The organism is Zwartia lucis (genome assembly GCF_965234455.1).
Classification (GTDB): domain Bacteria; phylum Pseudomonadota; class Gammaproteobacteria; order Burkholderiales; family Burkholderiaceae_B; genus Zwartia; species Zwartia lucis.
Genome location: NZ_OZ248474.1, coordinates 290797 through 310026, shown reverse-complemented (window position 1 = coordinate 310026; position 19230 = coordinate 290797). Strand labels below are relative to the sequence as shown.

Annotated in this window: 21 protein-coding genes; 14 read left to right on the top strand and 7 right to left on the bottom strand. The window is 49.6% G+C overall.

What is annotated here, in order from left to right; translation table 11 throughout:
• Nucleotides 1-3: 3 nt before the first annotated feature.
• Entirely contained in the window at nt 4-333 is a 330-nt protein-coding gene (locus AC8GE9_RS12220; RefSeq protein WP_506677421.1) for a c-type cytochrome, read from the bottom strand.
• 54 nt (nt 334-387) lie between these two features.
• Nucleotides 388-1287 (bottom strand): dienelactone hydrolase family protein, encoded by a 900-nt coding sequence (locus AC8GE9_RS12215; RefSeq protein WP_506677420.1) that lies wholly within the window; start codon nt 1285-1287, stop codon nt 388-390.
• Between the two features lie 219 nt (nt 1288-1506).
• Here AC8GE9_RS12215 and soxC point away from each other — a divergent pair, with 219 nt between their 5' ends.
• The 9 genes from soxC (at nt 1507) to AC8GE9_RS12170 (ending at nt 9569) form a co-directional block, all read left to right on the top strand.
• Nucleotides 1507-2874, top strand: a complete 1368-nt coding sequence (soxC, locus tag AC8GE9_RS12210) for a sulfite dehydrogenase (protein ID WP_506677419.1) — start codon at nt 1507-1509, stop codon at nt 2872-2874.
• A complete protein-coding gene (locus AC8GE9_RS12205; RefSeq protein WP_506677418.1) occupies nt 2858-3967 on the top strand; it encodes a c-type cytochrome in 1110 nt (369 codons plus the stop codon). The genes soxC and AC8GE9_RS12205 overlap by 17 nt, the downstream gene beginning before the upstream one ends.
• A 65-nt stretch (nt 3968-4032) precedes the next feature.
• Nucleotides 4033-4485 carry a thiosulfate oxidation carrier protein SoxY gene (gene soxY, locus AC8GE9_RS12200; RefSeq protein ID WP_506677417.1) on the top strand — a complete coding sequence of 151 codons (453 nt, stop codon included), beginning with the start codon at nt 4033-4035 and terminating at the stop codon, nt 4483-4485.
• Between the two features lie 86 nt (nt 4486-4571).
• A complete protein-coding gene (gene soxZ / locus AC8GE9_RS12195) occupies nt 4572-4886 on the top strand; it encodes a thiosulfate oxidation carrier complex protein SoxZ (RefSeq protein ID WP_506677416.1) in 315 nt (104 codons plus the stop codon).
• Nucleotides 4887-4954: 68 nt separating this feature from the next.
• Nucleotides 4955-5755, top strand: coding sequence for a sulfur oxidation c-type cytochrome SoxA (gene soxA, locus AC8GE9_RS12190; protein WP_506677415.1), 801 nt, complete (start codon nt 4955-4957; stop codon nt 5753-5755).
• 16 nt (nt 5756-5771) lie between these two features.
• Nucleotides 5772-6404, top strand: a complete 633-nt coding sequence (gene soxX, locus AC8GE9_RS12185) for a sulfur oxidation c-type cytochrome SoxX (protein WP_506677414.1) — start codon at nt 5772-5774, stop codon at nt 6402-6404.
• Nucleotides 6405-6450: 46 nt separating this feature from the next.
• Nucleotides 6451-8169: a thiosulfohydrolase SoxB gene (gene soxB / locus AC8GE9_RS12180; protein ID WP_506677804.1), complete on the top strand. Its 1719-nt coding sequence runs from the start codon at nt 6451-6453 to the stop codon at nt 8167-8169.
• A 3-nt stretch (nt 8170-8172) separates the two neighbouring features.
• Complete coding sequence (locus tag AC8GE9_RS12175) at nt 8173-8619, top strand: DsrE family protein (protein WP_506677413.1); 447 nt, start codon at nt 8173-8175, stop codon at nt 8617-8619.
• 11 nt (nt 8620-8630) lie between these two features.
• Nucleotides 8631-9569 carry an MBL fold metallo-hydrolase gene (locus tag AC8GE9_RS12170; protein WP_506677412.1) on the top strand — a complete coding sequence of 313 codons (939 nt, stop codon included), beginning with the start codon at nt 8631-8633 and terminating at the stop codon, nt 9567-9569.
• Between the two features lie 5 nt (nt 9570-9574).
• Here the strand turns inward: AC8GE9_RS12170 and AC8GE9_RS12165 are convergent, their stop codons facing one another.
• Both AC8GE9_RS12165 and AC8GE9_RS12160 read right to left on the bottom strand, forming a co-directional pair.
• Nucleotides 9575-10072, bottom strand: coding sequence for a TlpA family protein disulfide reductase (locus tag AC8GE9_RS12165; protein WP_506677411.1), 498 nt, complete (start codon nt 10070-10072; stop codon nt 9575-9577).
• A gap of 180 nt (nt 10073-10252) precedes the next feature.
• Complete coding sequence (locus AC8GE9_RS12160) at nt 10253-12313, bottom strand: sodium-translocating pyrophosphatase (RefSeq protein ID WP_506677410.1); 2061 nt, start codon at nt 12311-12313, stop codon at nt 10253-10255.
• A gap of 205 nt (nt 12314-12518) precedes the next feature.
• On the opposite strand from AC8GE9_RS12160, the gene ppa reads away from it, so the two are divergent.
• Nucleotides 12519-13058 (top strand): inorganic diphosphatase, encoded by a 540-nt coding sequence (ppa, locus tag AC8GE9_RS12155; RefSeq protein ID WP_506677409.1) that lies wholly within the window; start codon nt 12519-12521, stop codon nt 13056-13058.
• Here ppa and AC8GE9_RS12150 read toward each other — a convergent pair.
• A complete protein-coding gene (locus tag AC8GE9_RS12150; protein ID WP_506677408.1) occupies nt 13055-13393 on the bottom strand; it encodes an ATPase with chaperone activity in 339 nt (112 codons plus the stop codon). The genes ppa and AC8GE9_RS12150 overlap by 4 nt on opposite strands.
• 108 nt (nt 13394-13501) lie before the next feature.
• On the opposite strand from AC8GE9_RS12150, the gene AC8GE9_RS12145 reads away from it, so the two are divergent.
• Nucleotides 13502-14338, top strand: a complete 837-nt coding sequence (locus AC8GE9_RS12145) for an alpha/beta fold hydrolase (RefSeq protein WP_506677407.1) — start codon at nt 13502-13504, stop codon at nt 14336-14338.
• A gap of 7 nt (nt 14339-14345) precedes the next feature.
• Here AC8GE9_RS12145 and AC8GE9_RS12140 read toward each other — a convergent pair whose 3' ends face one another.
• Nucleotides 14346-15146 carry an alpha/beta fold hydrolase gene (locus AC8GE9_RS12140; RefSeq protein ID WP_506677406.1) on the bottom strand — a complete coding sequence of 267 codons (801 nt, stop codon included), beginning with the start codon at nt 15144-15146 and terminating at the stop codon, nt 14346-14348.
• 13 nt (nt 15147-15159) lie between these two features.
• Nucleotides 15160-16134, bottom strand: coding sequence for a tripartite tricarboxylate transporter substrate binding protein (locus tag AC8GE9_RS12135; protein WP_506677405.1), 975 nt, complete (start codon nt 16132-16134; stop codon nt 15160-15162).
• A gap of 114 nt (nt 16135-16248) precedes the next feature.
• Between AC8GE9_RS12135 and AC8GE9_RS12130 the strand changes: the two genes are divergently transcribed.
• The 3 genes from AC8GE9_RS12130 to AC8GE9_RS12120 are packed head-to-tail and all read left to right on the top strand — an operon-like array spanning nt 16249 to nt 19230.
• A complete protein-coding gene (locus AC8GE9_RS12130) occupies nt 16249-17256 on the top strand; it encodes a Gfo/Idh/MocA family protein (RefSeq protein ID WP_506677404.1) in 1008 nt (335 codons plus the stop codon).
• A 34-nt stretch (nt 17257-17290) separates the two neighbouring features.
• Nucleotides 17291-18340: a tripartite tricarboxylate transporter substrate binding protein gene (locus AC8GE9_RS12125; protein WP_506677403.1), complete on the top strand. Its 1050-nt coding sequence runs from the start codon at nt 17291-17293 to the stop codon at nt 18338-18340.
• Nucleotides 18337-19230, top strand: coding sequence for a polysaccharide deacetylase family protein (locus AC8GE9_RS12120; protein WP_506677402.1), 894 nt, complete (start codon nt 18337-18339; stop codon nt 19228-19230). Before AC8GE9_RS12125 ends, AC8GE9_RS12120 begins: the two co-directional genes overlap by 4 nt.

Sequence of the window (19230 nt, the reverse complement as noted above, 5' to 3'; positions counted from 1 at the left end):
CCTTTAGTTTTTCTTGCCAAGAACGCTAGCAATTGTTTTCAGTTGTTCGTCGGTATAGCCTTTAGCGAGTTGGTGCATGATGGTGCCTGTCCGTTTGCCAGACTTGTATTCCATTAAACGCTCATACATGACTGATTCAGTCAGTTGATTAATCATTGGCACTGTGACGCCAGGCACGCTCACGCCATTTGTTCCATGACAATTCGCACAGGTCGCAGCAAGACTCTGGTTATATAAACGCTGGGCTTGAATGTCCTGAGCGTATGTGACCCCACTTGTGGCAATCCCCATCAAGCCAGTCAGAAAAAGGGAATATGAAAGTTTTTTTCGCATTGTTTGACTCCTGAAATTTTATTTTTAACGTTTTAACATCGTTATTTGATTTTTCTAAATACCATTTAGTTTTAACCATTCTATACATTTCCCCCACCCATCCTTTGCCGGTCCGGGTTGGTACGTCGTGCGGTAGTCTGCGTGAAAGGCGTGCGGTGCATCTGGGTAAACTTCAAATTTGCTTGCTGCAGCGGCTTTGTTACCTGTTGCTGCAGCCAAAGCGACTTTCATTTGCTCTACTGTTTCCAAACTGATCCCCGTATCCTTTCCACCGTATAAGCCTAAGACGGGAGACTTCATTTGTAAGGCTAAATCAACGGGATGGGCTGGAAAGTTTTCACTTTTTTCACCCACTAGGCGTCCATACCACGCAACGCCCGCACGGATTTGTGGAAGATTTGCACACGCAAGCCATGTGATGCGTCCACCCCAACAGAATCCTGTGATACCCACTCGATCCAAGTTGCCGCCGTGCTGACCCGCCCACTTGAGCGCTATTTCAATATCGCCCATGACTTGTTTATCTGGTGTTTTTGAAATAATTTGAGACATGATTTCTGCCATGGTGCCCAGTGCAGTGGGGTCGCCCGCTCGCGTAAAGAACTCGGGTGCAATTGCAAGGTAACCCAGCTTCGCGAAACGTCTTGCCACATCTGCAATATGCTCGTGAACGCCAAAAATTTCACTTGCAATGATGACGATAGGCAATTTCTCAGTATTGCCTGTTGGTCTGGCTACATAGGCAAAAAGCTCAGTGTCGCCGTCTTTAATTGTTTCTTCACCTGCTTTGATACCCGTGAAATCGGTTTGTATCACCTGAGCAAAGCTTGGTTGTGCAACTGAAGCAAAGCCGAGGCCCACTCCAATGGCCGAAGTGTTGCGTAAAAACTCTCTGCGGGTGCGTAGTGAAACAGCACTCAACGCCTCGGCGTCACGAATATGATCAAAATTCATCCCACTCTCCTAAGAGTAACTAAGATTATATGCTTATTGACTGTTCATACCGGCTTCTCATCTTTGCTATCTATATTAGGGTATGCCTCAGTGTATTTAATTGTAAAAATTCAGTATTCTGTTATTACTTTATGATCTTTGTTTATAACAAAGTAATATAAGAATGTCGCTTATGGGTAACACCTATATTCCAACCAAAGTTTCAGGCGAACACGTACGATGCCGAATACGAAAAACCTAGCGCTCCAACCCGGAAAGCTCCAAAAAGCACCCGAAAATTTTTTATCACGGGACTTTACCTCTGCGCTCACAGAGCAGGGCATGGACGATACACGCCGAGGATTTTTGCGAAATAGTTTTTTTGCTGCAATGGCGGCAGGTGTTGCGACCACTAGCCTTGCAACACACGCTCGCGCCTCAGAGGGTGATCCAGCCATTTTGCAAAAACAACCCTGGCAAACCACCCTGGGTCAGCCAGTCGCCGCCAAACCCTACGGTATGCCGTCAAGATATGAAGCCAATCTGCAGCGCAGGGAGTCGCCTGGTTTGACCCGCGTTTCTGCGGCCTCTGTTTCATTTACACCACTCCAAGGCCTCTTTGGCATGATTACGCCAAGCGGCTTGCACTTTGAGCGCCACCATCAGGGTTGGGTTGACATTGACCCAGCGCTGCACCGTTTGATGATCAATGGTCTTGTGAAAAAAGACATGGTTTTCACGATGGAAGATCTGATGCGCCTGCCTTCCGTGTCGCGTATTCACTTTATTGAGTGCGGTGCTAACACGGGCATGGAGTGGGGCAACGTGGCGGTTCCCACCGTTCAGTACACACATGGCATGATTTCCTGTTGTGAGTTCACAGGCATCCCCTTGTCTCTTTTACTCGACATGGTCGGGGCAGACTTCACCAAAGGTAAGTATGTATTGGCGGAAGGCGGTGATGGCTCAGGCATGACACGCACGATTCCAATGGAGCTCGCGCGCGACGACGTCATCGTCGCCTGGGCAATGAACGGAGAGATGTTGCGTCCTGAAAACGGCTATCCCTTGCGTCTGGTGGTTCCGGGTGTTCAGGGCGTGAGCTCTGTCAAATGGCTTCGTCGTTTAGAGGTCGGCGATATGCCCTACGGCGCCAAGGACGAGGCGATTCACTACGTTGATCTGATGCCTGACGGAATGCATCGGCAATACACCACGATTCAAGAGTGTAAATCTGTCATCACGACCCCCTCGGGAGGGCAACAGCTCCTCACCACAGGTTTTTACAACATCAGCGGCATCGCCTGGTCGGGACGCGGAAAAATTAAACGTGTCGATGTGTCTGTCGACGGTGGTCGCAACTGGCGTGAAGCACGCATGGAGTCCCCTATCCTGAGTAAAGCCCTGACTCGCTTTAACATCAACTGGGTGTGGGATGGCAGGCCGGCAATCTTGCAATCGCGCGCCATTGATGACACCGGCTATGTACAACCCCCGATTCGCATGCTCAGAGAAGTGCGCGGCACGCGATCCATCTATCACAACAATGCCATTCAATCTTGGAAAGTCGACACAAATGGAGAGGTCAGCAATGTTCAAGTTGGTTAAAACGATGACCAGCCTTGCTGCCCTCGTGTTAGCAAGCAGCTTGGTTCAAGCGCAAAATGTGACTGAATTCGCAGGCATTGGCCGCGTGGCAACACCTGCGGAAGTCAAAGCCTGGGATATTGATGTCAGACCTGACTTCAAGGGTTTACCTAAAGGCTCGGGCACGGCAGACCAAGGCCAACAGCTTTGGGATGCGCAATGTGCCAGTTGCCATGGCACTTTTGGCGAGTCCAATGAAGTATTCACGCCTCTCGTAGGTGGAACATCCGCCAAAGACATCGAAACGGGCCGCGTTGCCTCACTCACGTCACCGAATCAACCTCAGCGCACCACAATGATGAAAGTCCCGACAGTCTCCACACTGTATGACTATATCTATCGTGCGATGCCTTGGAATGCGCCGCGATCTTTATCTGCAGATGATACCTACGCGTTGGTCGCCTATATGTTGGCGCTAGGAGAAATCGTACCGGAAGACTTTACTCTCAGTGACAAAAACATCGCCGAAGTACAAAAACGGTTGCCCAACCGTAACGGCATGACAGACAAACACGGCATGTGGACAATCGGCGGCACACCTGATGTTAAGGCAACGGCATGCATGACAAATTGCGTGACCGAAGTAAAAATCACTTCGGCCCTTCCTGATTTCGCACGCAATGCACACAATAACTTGGCAGAACAAGATCGTACGTTCGGACCTTATCGCGGCTCAGACTCGACGAAACCGCCTCTCAAAGCACTTCCAGGTGCTAACTATGTCGCGAGCGTCACGACAGTGAAAACTGCTGCCGCGGCCAATCAGGCAGCCCCAGCTAAGCCTGCTGCCGCGAATGCAGACACAGCAGCCATACAACAGTCTTTTACAAAGAACAACTGTGCCGCCTGCCACGCCCCTGCAGCAAAAGGCGTTGGTCCATCCAATACAGATATAGCCAAAAAATATAAAGACCAAGATGTCCTTGCCAAGCTGAGTGCTAAAGTTAAAAATGGGGGCTCTGGCGCCTGGGGCATGATTCCCATGCCGCCCCACCCTCAAGTTCCAGATGCTGAAATCAACCGTCTAGTGCAATGGATGCTGACAGGCTCTTAAGCGCCTCAACATATTCGCCCTTAATCAAAATAATTTTTACAAATTTCTATCCGCAAAGGAAAATTATGAACGTACAACGACGCAGACTTCTGCAAATGACCGCTCTGATTGGCTTGATGGCCAGCGCTGGACTAATGACTGAAGCAGAAGCAGCCACATGGAATAAAGCTGCCTTTGAAGCAAAATCCATTGATGATGTAGTGAAAGTACTTGGTGGCGGAGCTCCTCAACAATCCGATGCCGTGACCCTGCGCGCACCCGATATCGCCGAAAACGGCGCTGTGGTTCCTGTCGGTGTGGAAACAAACCTGAAAGCAACTGAAATGGCGATCTTGGTTGAAAAGAATCCAAGTGCCTTGGCCGCCATGTTTATCGTGCCAGCCGGCGCCGATGCCTTTGCTTCAACACGCGTCAAAATGGGCCAAACATCGAATGTTTACGCTTTGGCGAAGGTTGATGGTAAATGGTTGATGTCTTCAAAAGAAGTCAAAGTCACGCTCGGTGGATGCGGCGGTTAATCCAACGCACGCGTACCTGAACGACCCCATTTCATTGAAACGATATCGCCCCGTATGAGGGCTCAGAGAGTCTAGGAGAAACAATCATGGCAAGCCCAATGCGCATTCGCGCAACAGAGAAAGACGGCATCATCGACGTTCGTGTTTTGATGAAACACGATATGGAAACAGGACAACGTAAAACGCCCGAGGGTCAACTCGTTCCCGCTTGGTTTATCTCAACCATTGAAGCCAAGGTTGACGACAAAATTGTCTATGCTGCTCAGTTTGGCCCTGCAGTCTCAAAAGATCCTTTCTTGCACTTCAAGCTCAAAGGATCAGCCAAAAAAGGCGACTCGATGACTGTCACTTGGGTCGATAACAAGGGTGAAACGCGCACCGATAAAACCGACATCAAATAATAATTAAGTCTGCATCGAATGGCTCGCGTACAGCGAACCTATTTGAACTGACTATCAGGAGACATTCCATGAAACGGTACATTTTTGCAGGGCTACTCGCTGGCCTGATCGGGACTACATCGATCGCATCCGCTCAATCCGCATCAGATCAGCTCGCAGAGTATCGCCGCATGCTTGCAGACGGCAACCCCTCCGAGCTCTATGAAGCTGAGGGAGAAGAGCTTTGGACCAAACCCGCCGGACCTAAAAAAGCCAGTCTCGAAAAGTGCGACTTAGGCCTTGGGTCTGGTGTGGTGAAGGGTGCATCTGCTCAACTACCTCGCTACTTTAAAGATACCGACCGTGTTCAGGACTTAGAGTCTCGTTTGATGACTTGCATGAGCACGCTGCAAGGCATCCTCGAGGCAGATATCGTGAAAGGCTCTTTTGAAAAAGGCATCCGAAAAGATCTAGAAGCCGTCGTTGCTTACATTGTCACGCAGTCTAAAGACATGAAAGTCAACGTGTCTGCGACGCATCCGAAAGAAAAAGAAATGTTGGCTTTAGGTGAAAAGATTTTTTATCTCCAAGGCGGACCGCTGGACTTTTCTTGCGCCTCTTGCCATGCAGTCGATAACAAGCGTATTCGTATGCAAGACTTACCAAATCTAACAACTCAAAAGGGCGCAGCAGAGGGTTGGGGTTCATGGCCTGCTTACCGTGTTTCTAGCGGAACATTTTGGACCATGCAGCGACGCCTCAACGACTGCTATCGTCAGCAGCGTATGCCGTTTCCGATCTATGGCTCCGACGTCACCGTCGCGTTGTCTGTCTTCATGGCAAACAAAGCCAATGGCGGAACCATCCAGACACCTGGTTTGAAGCGCTAATCGAGGGAGCACACACATGAAAACAACACTGAAAAAAATCGGGCTTTGCCTCTCGACAACTCTACTAATGCTAGCTGCAGGACAAGCAAGTTTTGCACAGCAAGTGGATCCTGCTGTGCAAGCGATGATGGAGCGCAGTTTCCGCGAGCAGGGAATCGCAAAATTAGATCGCATTAAACAAGATGACTTCCAAATCTTGTGCTCGAACGAAAAATTCCGCGCCAGCGCCGAGGGTCAAAAGAAAGCCGAAGCACTTCAAAAAGCGGCACTTGCCGCCATCAAGCCGCCTTCGGATGGAAAGTATCTGGGGGACTGGAAGGCAGGTGAAATCGTCGCACAAAGTGGTCGAGGCGCAACCTGGAGCGACACGCTCAAAACCGTGAACGGCGGAGGTTGCTACAACTGCCACCAAATCACCAAAGAAGAAATTTCCTACGGCACGATCGGTCCTTCCTTGCTGAACTACGGAAAAATGCGCGGTAACAGCGAACCTATCTTGGTTTATACCTGGAACCGTATCAGTAACTCCAAAGCCTACAACGCTTGCAGCAATATGCCCCGCATGGCGCACTTTGATCTGTTGACGGAACAACAAATGAAAGACGTGATGGCCTTGTTGTTGGACCCAGCCTCTCCTGTTAACAAATAAATTCTTTGAATCAAAGCATCAAGCTGTAAGGAAGCACAACATGGGTATGAGTCGTCGTGAATTTGTCCAACTAATGGCCATCGCATCTGCTGCGGGTCTCTCGCTCGGATCAGGCGCAAGTCGTGCACAGGCGGCATCGTCTTTGTATGACTTGCCAACATTCGGCAATGTGCATTTGATGCACTTTACGGACTGTCATGCTCAACTCAAACCCATTTACTTTCGCGAACCCAACGTCAATTTAGGTTTTGGCTCGCAGTTTGGTAAGTCTCCACATTTGGTGGGCGATGCTTTCCTCAAGTTCTATGGCATTGCGCCTGGTACGCGTGAGGCCCATGCCTTGACCTATCTCGACTTTGACAAAGCCGCGTTGCAATACGGCAAAGTTGGTGGTTTTGCGCATTTGGCGACGCTAGTCAAACAAGTGCGCGCAAGTCGTCCCGGCGCTCTTCTATTGGATGGCGGCGATACTTGGCAAGGGTCTGGCACTGCCCTCTGGACCAAAGGTCAAGACATGGTGGACGCCTGTCTGGTTCTTGGTGTTGACATCATGACCGCTCACTGGGAAATGACACTCGGCGAAGAGCGTGTCAAAGAAATCATCGAAAAAGACTTCGCCGGCAAAGTCAATTTTGTCGCACAAAACATCAAGACAACGGATTTTGAAGATCCCGTCTTTGATGCCTTTGTCATGCGTGAAATGAATGGAGTTTCTGTCGCAATCATCGGACAAGCTTTCCCCTACACGCCGATTGCTAATCCTCGTTATCTGATGGAAAACTGGTCCTTTGGCATCGACGAAGAGAACATGCAAAAGAACGTCAACCTTGCGCGCTCCAAAGGGGCGCAAGTTGTGGTGGTGTTGTCTCACAATGGCATGGACGTCGACCTCAAGATGGCCAGTCGCGTGCGCGGGATTGACGCCATTATGGGAGGTCACACACATGATGGCGTACCTGCCCCCGTTAAGGTCACTAATCCAGGTGGCGTCACGCTCGTCACCAACGCGGGCTCGAACAGCAAGTTTTTGGGCGTGCTCGATTTCGATGTCAAAAACGGCAAAGTCTCTGACTTCAGATATCGCCTCTTACCTGTATTCGCAGATCTCATCCCTGCGGATAAGTCGATGGATGCACTCATTACCAAAATCCGCGCACCTTACGAAGCCAAGCTCAACGAAAAACTTGCGACTACTGAGGGCACCCTATATCGTCGCGGCAATTTCAACGGTACCTTCGATCAATTAATTGTGGATGGTTTGATCCAGATGAAAGGCGCGGAGATCGCTTTCTCGCCTGGCTTCAGATGGGGCACATCGCTGTTGCCCGGTCAGGACATCACGATGGAGCACTTGCTTGATCAGACTGCCATCACCTATCCCTACACAACGATGGCACCCATGAGCGGAGAGATGATCAAGACGGTGCTCGAAGATGTCGCTGACAACCTCTTTAATCCCGACCCCTACTATCAGCAAGGCGGAGACATGGTGCGCGTGGGTGGCATGCAATACACCATTGATCCCACCGCCTCTGCTGGCAACCGGATTTCAAACATGCGCATCGGTGACAAGCCCATCGAGGCCTCAAAATCATACAAGGTCGCCGGCTGGGCGCCCGTTTCTGAGGCCGCACGTGACGCTGGCGGTGAACCCATCTGGGATGTCATGGCGACATATCTCCGACAAATTAAAAAAGTCGGAGCAAAAGCACCTAATATGCCTGTTATTAAAGGCGCAACCAACAACCCGGGAATGGCAGGATAAATCATGAAATCATTCATTTCGGCCTTATGCCTCAGCCTGAGTTTAGGTGTTGCATCTTTACCCGTTGCAGCTCAGCAAGCGGCTCCTCAACAAGGCAACAAAGTTGTCTACCACGTCGATGATGCCGAAACACAAGGACTCAAAGGCCTCAGAAATATTCGCAATCACCTTGATGTCGCCCCCAACACCAAAATTACGGTCGTGATGCACGCCAATGGTGTAGATCTCGTCATGGATGGCGCACAAGACAAAAAATCTAAAGCAGAATACGCGCCACTCGTCTCCGCACTCGTTTCTCGCGGTGTGGTGTTTGAGGTGTGCGAGATCACACTCAAAAATAGAAACCTTAAAAAAGATCAGTTTGTACTTGAGGCAACATTCACGCCCTCGGGGGTCGCTCGACTAGCTGATCTTCAAGCGCAACAAAAGTTTGCTTACATCAAACCATAACGTTGAGCGCCTTGCTTAAGTCTTTGCGTAGCATCACGCTGATTCTCAGCTTGATGCTGCTGAGTGTGGGCGGTCACGCGACTGAGCGCGTGCTGACGCTTACTCCCGTCAGCAAAAATGCTTATTACGCCGAAGGGACTTCAGCGCTTGGTTCACCTCTAAACAAAAATTTTATTTCAAATGCCGGGGTCGTGATTGGGCCGACGGGCGTCATCGTGATTGATGCCTTAGGCTCACCCGCTCTTGGCAAACAATTGATCGATGAAATTCGCAAGCTCACTGAGAAGCCCATTCAGTTTGTCATCGTGACACACTATCACGCTGACCATATTTACGGCTTACAAAGCTTCATCGATATTGGCGCGACCATCATCGCACAAGAAAGCGCGAAAGAATACTTAAGTTCAGATACAGCTCAACTCCGTCTTCAAGCCTCTCGCACTGAGCTTGCCCCTTGGGTCAACGCTGACACACGCCTGGTGCCCGCTTCAAAGTGGATTCACAAAGATACACGCCTGTCACTTAGTGGACTTGACGTAGAGTTGATCAAAATGGGTCCTGCGCATACGCCCGATGATCTAGCGATATATTTCCCTTCCGAGGGCGTCCTTTTCGCAGGTGACCTGGTTTTTCGAGGTCGCATCCCTTATGTTGGTAATGCGGATAGTCTGGGCTGGATCAAATCTTTGGACAAATTATTAGCGCGTCAAGCCCACGTGATTGTGCCTGGACATGGACCCTCTTCGACGTCGACAAAAGAAGACTTGCAATTCATCCGGGACTATCTGAGTTTTGTCCGAAAGGCCATGGAGCAAGCCGCCCGAGACCTTGAGCCTTTTGACGAAGCGTATGCCACGACCGATTGGTCACACTATGAAAAGATCCCTCTATTCAAAGCTGCAAATCGTATGAATGCCTACAACATTTATCTTTCTATTCAGAACGAGTAATACGCTCAGCGACGGTTAAAGCGCGCGAGCTCAAATACATCGAGATCCACCATCTGACCGAAATCTTTCTGCAAGACACGACCTGAGGGATCAATCACATAAAGCTCAGGGATGCCACGGCGCTTGCCGATCGCCTGATCCAGCTCGGGCGTCATCATCGCGACAGGAAAATTAATCTCGTTTTTTTTCACATAGTTCTGGACAGTCTCTTCCTTCTTGTCGACCGACAGACCAATGACCAGTAGATTGCCACCCTGTGTGCGTCGTACAAGTTCTTTTAGATTGGCATTTTGACGGTGACAATACGGGCACCAGGTCGCCCAGACTTGTACGACTAAATATTTCCCTTTGAGGTCGGACGCAGCAAGTAGCCGTCCCTCCACGGTCAGGAGCTTGTCAACATTGAGATGCTCACCAACACTCAACCCCCATGCGCTTGGGATTGAAATAAAAAGAGAAATGATAAAGAAAATAAATGTCCGCGTACTATTGAAACTTCTCATGCGAGATTTCAACCTGTATTGAGTTGTAATTTTTTAGATGGCCATAAATAAAAACAGACGCGAAATATGCGCGTCTGTTTTAACGTGGACATTTTCTTTATCGAGGCGTCTTGTTCGACAAGCCCACCCCGATTAAATCTACAAAGCCACACTAAAGATTTAGTTCTAATACAAACAGATTTAAATCATTAACGGAACAATCAACAAAGCAACGATATTGATGATTTTAATAAGAGGATTAATCGCTGGTCCTGCAGTGTCTTTGTATGGATCTCCAACCGTGTCACCAGTAATCGCGGCCTTGTGCGTCTCCGAGCCTTTACCTCCATAGTGACCTTCTTCGATGTACTTTTTGGCGTTATCCCAAGCGCCTCCGCCAGTACACATTGATATTGCGACAAACAGACCTGTGACGATCGTGCCCATCAACAATCCGCCCAAGGCTTCTGGCCCAAGTATCAAACCAACCGCAATCGGCGCGACAACCGGCAATAAAGAGGGGATGATCATTTCTTTAATTGCTGCTGTCGTCAGCATATCAACCGCCTTGTCGTACTCTGGCTTGGCAGTGCCTTCCATAATGCCTTTGATATCGCGAAACTGACGGCGCACCTCGTCAACAACTGAACCTGCGCAACGTCCGACCGCCTCCATCGCCATCGCTCCGAACAAATACGGAATCAATCCGCCGATGAATAGGCCGATGATCACACGATGGTCTGACAAATCAAACGTCACATTCAGACCTTTGGCCTCAAGTGCGTGTGTATAGTCAGCGAACAAGACAAGCGCCGCTAACCCTGCAGAACCGATGGCATAGCCTTTTGTCACCGCCTTTGTCGTATTGCCTACAGCATCCAACGGATCTGTAATGTCGCGCACTGACTGTGGAAGTCCCGCCATCTCCGCGATACCACCTGCGTTATCCGTAATCGGACCATAAGCATCAAGTGCCACCACAATGCCAGCCATCGAGAGCATAGACGTCGCTGCGATCGCGATGCCATATATGCCTCCCAGCCAATAGGCCGAGTAGATGGCCCCACAGACAAACAAAACAGGCCAAGCGGTCGAACGCATCGAAACGCCGAGACCAGCGATCATGTTCGTGCCGTGACCCTGAGTTGATGCTTTAGCGATATGCTTGACCGGCGCATAGTCAGTTCCGGTGTAATACTCCGTGATCCACACTAGCAACGCTGTCAGCGCGAGGCCCACAACGGTCGCACCAAAAAGCCGTAGTTTTCCACCCGTGGCAAAACCAACATCCATCAGGATATTGTCGGGCAACATCCAGTTGGTTGCGAAATAAAACGCGACCAGTGAAATGACACCTGCAATGACTAGACCCTTGTAGAGCGCCGGCATCACATTTTTCATGCCCGGAGTGGCTTTAACAAAAGAGCAGCCGATAATCGATGCGATGATGGATATCCCACCCAACACCAGGGGATACACTACGGCCTCTACAGTGGCAACCTTGATCATCATGGCGCCTAGCACCATCGTCGCGATTAAGGTCACCGCATAGGTTTCAAAGAGATCGGCAGCCATACCCGCGCAATCACCAACATTATCACCAACGTTATCTGCGATCACCGCAGGATTTCGAGGGTCGTCCTCGGGAATGCCTGCCTCGACTTTTCCGACCAGATCAGCACCCACGTCTGCGCCTTTGGTGAAAATACCCCCACCTAGCCGAGCGAAAATCGAAATCAATGAAGAGCCAAACGCAAGCCCGATCAGAGGGTGGAGAATGGCAGACATGCTTTGTTCTTTGCCGGTTGTATGCAAATAGAGATAAAACAAACCGACACCCAACATTCCAAGTCCCACAACTAGCATGCCGGTAATCGCACCGCCCTTAAAAGCAACATTGAGCGCCTCGTTCATGCCCTTCGTCGCCGCCTCGGCTGTTCGTACATTCGCCCGAACGGAGACATTCATCCCTATAAAACCGCAGGCCCCTGACAACACAGCTCCGATCACAAACCCTACAGCGGTCAGGTTATCGATAAAGATTGCGATTAGGATTGTTAGTACCACTCCAACGATCGCGATCGTTTTGTATTGCCTTGAGAGATACGCGCTTGCCCCTTGCTGAATCGCCTCCGCGATTTCGACCATGCGTGCATTTCCTGTGGCTTGCTGTAGGATCCAGGAACGAACAAAAAAACCATATAAAACTGCTAGCACTCCGCAGCCGAGGGCAAAGTAAAGGCCCAGTGTGACGTTACTCATTCGATGAACTCCATTAAGGCATTAAGGATTTGTCTCTTTTTATTGATATAGAGCGCTCCTCCACGGGAGACTTGCGCACCAAGTCGTCATAAACATAAAGCAAGTATGTCTAACATTCATCAGAATACGACGAACAAGGGTGATTTTATCTATTTTTGTTAAGATTAGGGTATTTACTAATTCACCTTGTTTCTACGGAGTCATAATGAGTCTCGACAAAGTCAGCTCGGGCAAGAACATTCCCGAGTCATTTAACGTCATCATTGAAATCTCAATGAATGCTGACCCGATTAAGTACGAGGTGGACAAGGAGTCTGGTGAGTTATTTGTCGATCGCTTTATGGGCACATCGATGCACTACCCCTGCAACTATGGTTATATCCCCAAAACCATCGCAGGTGATGGTGATCCGGTAGACGTTTTAGTCATCACTCCCTTTCCCGTTATCCCTGGTGTAATCGTGCGTTGCCGCGCCTTGGGCATCCTCAATATGGAAGACGAAGGCGGTGAAGACGCTAAGCTCCTAGCCGTTCCCGAAGACAAGATCCTCCCGATATACAGCCACTGGAAACAAGCGTCAGACATCCATCCCATGCGCCTGAACGCCATTCAGCACTTTTTTGAGCATTACAAAGATCTTGAAAATGGTAAGTGGGTCAAGGTCAAAGGCTGGGGCGGCATAGATGGAGCTCATCAAGAAATCTTGAGAGGCATCAAACGTTACCAAGAAGAAAACAACGCTTAAGGTTTTTGACGAACTTCGCCTTGGCTCGGCGGGTACATCTCCTGCCAGCCAAGGATCTCCGCAAGCCGCGAGATCACCCACTGCGCTTGAGCCGCTGACAAACCAATATCCACATCCCCAAGCCCTTGGTGGATTCTTTCTAGAACGTCGGCTTCGGTGATACCAAGCTCCCACAGCTTGTTCGTCGCCTGCTCCGTCAACAGATTGGCCAAATCCTCACATAAATCGTATCGTTCATAGATGTGCTCTCGCGTGGCACTCGGTTTGCTGCGTCCTGGTTCAACGAAGAGCGCGACAAACGAGGGTGGGATAATAATCTGGTTGCCGTCACTCATCGCTGCGCTGCAACAGTAGATATTTCTGTGTCATGTTCAATCCTGAGTTGGCAAGTGCGAGTGTTTACACGATACTACGCAGCATAGGTGATTTTTAAAGCGCACACCATGTCAACTCCAATGAGCTCTACTCGAAGCCGAACAGTGGCACTTTCCGATGCTGCTTGTTTAAATGTTCTTGATGACGGAACTGGGCCCGCGCTTTTACTCATCAGCGGCTTAGGTGGCACAGCAAATTTTTGGAATCCTTGTGTGCCTGCACTAGCGGCACACTACCGCGTCATTCGGCTTGACCAGCGCGGGATCGCCAAAAGCTCTCGCGGCACAGCACCGTGTACCATTGATCAACTCGCCCAAGACTGTATTGCCGTGCTGGATCATTGCGGAGTGGCTCAAGCAATCGTCGTGGGACACTCCACCGGAGGCTGTATCGCGCAAACGATGGCCCTACTCGCACCCGCGCGCGTGCGTGCCTGTATCTTTAGCGCGACCTGGGGCAAACCCAATCGTCACAGACAGGAGCTCTTTGCGACGCGTCGTGAGATGCTCTTTAAAGATCCTGTCGGTTATGCCTGTTCGTCAGTCTTTATGGGGCACGATGCAGATTGGCTCAACCACAACTGGAGCGTATTAGAAAACGCGCGTGCAAACGCGCCCGTCACCCACGAGGCACAACACATTATTTCTGAACGATTGGATGCGCTGATGGCCTTTGATCGGAGCGCTGAGGTGCATCGAATCACTGTCCCAAAGCTTGTCGTGGGTGCACGAGACGACTTAATCGTTCCTTCGTTTTTACAAGAAGAGCTAGCCACCATGCTCAATCATGCAGATCTGCATTTGTTTGAGCATGGCGGACATTTTTTCCCCGTTACCCGAACAAATATTTTTACAGCGAAATTGTTGACATGGCTGACCGCTCAGTCATTAACACTCAGTCATTAACGCTCAATCATTCAGTATGACGCGCTAAAAAACTTAACAATAGCTCTGAACAGTGTGCGGCATAACCATCGCAGATATTGTGTCCCGCAGTATCAACATACACAAGCTCTGAGTCTTTTATCCGCTTGTGCATTTCTTCATATGCGTCTGCATGACCGATGGATTCTTTCCCGGCAGCAACAATCAATGTCGGACATTGAATGCCAGTAAGCTCTTCCATAAAATCATGCGTGCACATATGAAGAACAAAGCGAGCAATAAAAGTCGGATCGTTCGAGCCGGCTTGCTCAATGAACCAAGAGACTAGCGCCGGATCAGCAGTATCGTCGAAGCGCTCATAAATCGTATCCGATAAAAACTTTTTCAATCCAATTTCTTTAATTTTAGGAATCCATGTTGGAGCATGACTGTGTTTAAGTCCTGGCGTTGCCCCATAAAGCGATAAAGTTTTTACTCGCTTAGGATGCTGCAATGTCAGCTGTTGCGCAACATAACCTCCCGCTGAATTGCCAACAATATGTGCCTTGTCGATACCGAGTTGATCCATCAAAGCGGCTGCATCATCGACAAGCTGTTGAAGCGAAAAGTCTTGCTCTGGGCCAGGAATCGAGGACTGTCCATGCCCGCGCAAATCCATGCGAATGACTCGATAGTGACGCGCGAGCTTTGGCACCCAACTAAACCAACGCTGCGAATTACCCATCGCGGCATGCAGTAAAAATACGGTCTCAGGCTTGGTCCATGGATCAGTAAAGTCATCCACGTAATAGGCGAGCTTTAATCCATCCCGCGTCATCGCATGCTGCATCAGTCTTCCTTATTTAATTGATGTTAATGCCCGCGGTCTGAATGACTTTGCGCCACTTTTCGATCTCGACTTGCATAAGCGCTGCATAATCACTTGGCTTTCCACCTTTGACATCAAAGCCCAATCCCGCAACGCGTGACTGCACAGCCGTTTCTGCGAGCACTTTATTCACCGCACTACTTAACTTTTCAACAATATCCGCCGGCATGCCTGCAGGACCCAACAGCCCCCAATGACTACTCGCATCCACGCCCTTGATTCCGGCCTCTGCAAACGTTGGCACCTCTGGCATGGCTGGGTGACGACGGTCTCCCGTTAAAGCCAGTGCACGCAACCTTCCCGCATCCACAGGTTGTTTAGCTGAACTAATACCCGTAAACGTCATCGGCACTTGTCCCGCCATCACTGCGGCCATTGCTTCGCCAGTTCCTTTAAAGGGCGCGTGACCAATATTGACACCAGCCGCCATTTTAAAAAGCTCGCCCGCGAGGTGGGTGGAGGCCCCATTTCCTCCTGACCCATAAAACAACTCGCCCGGCTTAGCCTTTGCTAATGCGACGAGCTCAGATATTGTTTGTGCGGGCACAGCAGGATGAACAACAAGAATAACGGGCCCCTCTGCCAAGTGACTAATGGGGGTAAAGGCCTTTAACGTGTCGTAGGGAAGATTGTTACGCAAACCTGGATTCACCAAAATTGAAGAATCCACCATCATCAAGGTGTAGCCATCTGCGGGGGCTTGAGCCACTATTTGAGAACCAATGATGCTTGAAGCCCCGGGCTTGTTATCCACAACAATTGACTGCCCTAAGATTTCTGACAGCCTGGGTGCAATGACGCGAGCCAAAATGTCCGTTCCACCACCTGGTGCAAATGGAATCACTAACCGAATGGATTTAGTTGGCCAATTTTGAGCGTTAGCCGCGAAACTCAGCAGCGCAATTGTTATTAGTGGCAACACACGACTAAAAAAGTTTCGCAAGCGCATGACAGTCCTCTAAGGTTGTATGATTCATTGCGCTTGATCAAACCACATTTATTCTTTATTGTCACCTATCCGCTTTTTTTGGCAATAACATTCCATATGTTGGAGAAAGAATAAATGATCAACGCAGCAATCATCGGCATGGGTACTTGGGGACAGAATCTTGTAAAAAGCGTACAGGGTCTGAGTCAGGACATTAAGTTTGTTGCCGGATCTACGCGCACGCCAGCTAAAGCCCAAGAGTTTGCAACAAAACATCATATTCGGATGACTGATAGCTATGAAGCAATCTTGGCCGATCCGACCATTGATGCTGTCGTTCTCGCAACGCCGCATTCGATGCACACCGAGCAAATTGTTGCAGCAGCAAACGCTGGCAAACATGTATTTTGCGAAAAACCACTTGGTTTAGATCATGCAAGTACTAAGCGGGCGGCCGATGCAGCGGCTAAAAATAATATTGTTTTAGGTGTCGGTTATAACTGGCGCTTTCAACCCGCTCTTCAAGAAATTCGTCGCATGCTTGACGATGGACGACTTGGAAAGCTCTTGCATATTGAAGGCAATTTCTGCGGACCAAGCGCATACAGATTTCCTCGTGGCCACTGGCGCCATGAAGGTGACGAGTCTCCCGCTGGGGGCATGACAGGACGCGGTGTGCATGTGATTGATGCCATGATGTATCTTGCCGGGCCAATCGATCGCGTGACGGCCCAAAGCTATCGAATTGCGCAAGACTTCGGATCAGATGACACGACGTCAATGTTGCTTCATTTTGCTGGAGGCACCACAGGTTATCTCGGAACTGTCATCGCGACAGCAGAGACCTGGAGAATGCAGATCTTTGGCTCGAATGGCTGGGTTCAAGTCGGCGATATTGAACATCTACACACCTGGGATCTTACGGTCTGTATGATTGATCGCAATAATGTGACCAATAAACAAAAGCCCGTCACAACAAGTTTTCCGGTTACGAGCACTGAGCGGGCCGAGCTCGAGCACTTTGCTGCTTGTATCAAAAACAAAACTTCCCTCGTGACGCCAGAAGGTGACGCTGTTTTGAATGCTGCTGTACTCGAAGCCATCATCAAGTCATCTGCGACAAACACCACCATTGCACTTTAATAAATCGCACCGAATCTTCCGACAGGACACTATCATGAAAATGTTAAAGAATATGGTCGATGTTGACGCACGCATTTCAACGTCATTTAAAAACATTCTTCGCGCAACAGCGATTGGATTGTTTTTGACAGTATCGACACCCGCCATCTCTCAGAACACGTCCTCCGCTAGTGCGGCCTCAGCTTACCCAACCAAACCGATTCGGGTTGTGGTTCCATCACCACCGGGAGGACCACCAGATTTAATTATGCGAATGCTCGCACCAAAATTATCAGCTTCTCTTGGTCAGTCAATCATTGTTGAAAACCGACTTGGTGCAGGTGGTCTGGTTGGAACCGCTTATGTCGCGAAACTTCCTCCGGATGGTTATACGTGGCTGTTTACAACCGCATCGCACACGAATATTCCTCCTTTTAACGAGAACGTGACCTACGATGTGGTGAAAGATTTCACTCACGTTTCCTTAGTTACGCAAAACTTTGGTCAAGTGTTGGTTGTTCCCGCAGACTTTCCTGCCAAGAATCTAAAAGAGTTAGTTGCACTTGCCAAAAAAGACCCTGGCAAACTGACTTATGCGCATGCAGGCCTTGGAACAGCGAGTCACATTCCGGCCGAGGTCATGAAAACCATGACGGGAACAGACATCTTGCCAGTTCCGTATAAAGGCGTTGCAGAGGCGACCAATGACTTGATGGCAGGACGTGTCGACATGTTCTTTGTGGGCACTCAGATTGCGTTGCAACACGTTAAAAGTGGAAAGCTGCGAGCGCTTGCCATCACAGGCTCCAAGCGATGGAAAGGCATGCCCGACGTACCAACACTTCAAGAACAAGGGCTCAATGGATATGACGTCGTCAACTGGTTTGGTCTTTGGATGCCCGCAGGTGTTCCCTCTCCCATCGTCGCGCGTGTGTATGAAAGCATTGGAAAAACATTGGCAGACCCTGATGTCATGAAACAATTCGATACTCTCGGGCTTGAGGGCGTTGGGATGAAACCTGCTGATTTCGCTAATTTTGTTGCAAAAGAAGCCATCTCAGCACAGCAAATCGCGCGCAACGTGAATGCGGGTGCAAAGAAATGACTTCACAACAACTAGAACCCTGGCAATGGCCAGAACCCCATTGGCGTGCAATTGTTGAGCGCGTTCGCGCAGGACGTACGCTGCGACCGAAAGTTTGGCCCAATGGCGCACGCTGCGCCGTTGCACTTTCCTTTGACTCGGATCACGAGACGAACGAATTAAGAGAAGGGGGAGAGTCAATTGGAAAACTTTCACAAGGTCAGTACGGCAATCGTCAAGGCGTCCCTAGGATTGTCAATATTCTTCAGCGATATGACATAAAAGCCAGTTTTTATGTGCCTGCCGTCACCGCTCTCCTTTATCCAAACGAACAACGTGACTTAGCTGAGCAAGGACACGAAATCGGTATTCACGGGTGGATTCACGAACGCAACTCTGTTCTGCCCTATGAAGCCGAAAAAGATTTGATGCTACGCAGCGCAGATGTGTTGGAAAAAATTTCTGGTGTCCGACCTGTTGGTATGCGCACACCGTCTTGGGATTTCAGCCCGAACACTTTAGTGCTGACTCGCGATATGGGTTTGATCTATGACTCATCACTCATGGCAGATGTGGACTGCTACGAACTACTCCTCGACGGCAAAGAAACCGGCGTTGTAGAGTTACCTGTTGAGTGGATTCGTGATGATGCAGTGTATTTTGGCATGAACCGATTTTCTGGACTTAGACCCTATACTCCGCCTTCAGACGTTTTTGATATTTTCAAAAAAGAGTTCGATGTCGCTTACGAAGAGGGTGGTTTATTTCAACTCACCATGCATCCTCATGTGATTGGTTACAGATCGCGCATTTGGATCCTAGAGGAACTTGCACGCTATATGCGAAGCCTGCCAGATATTTGGTTCGCTACCCACGCTGACATTGTCCGCTACGTCAAACAAAACGGCTAA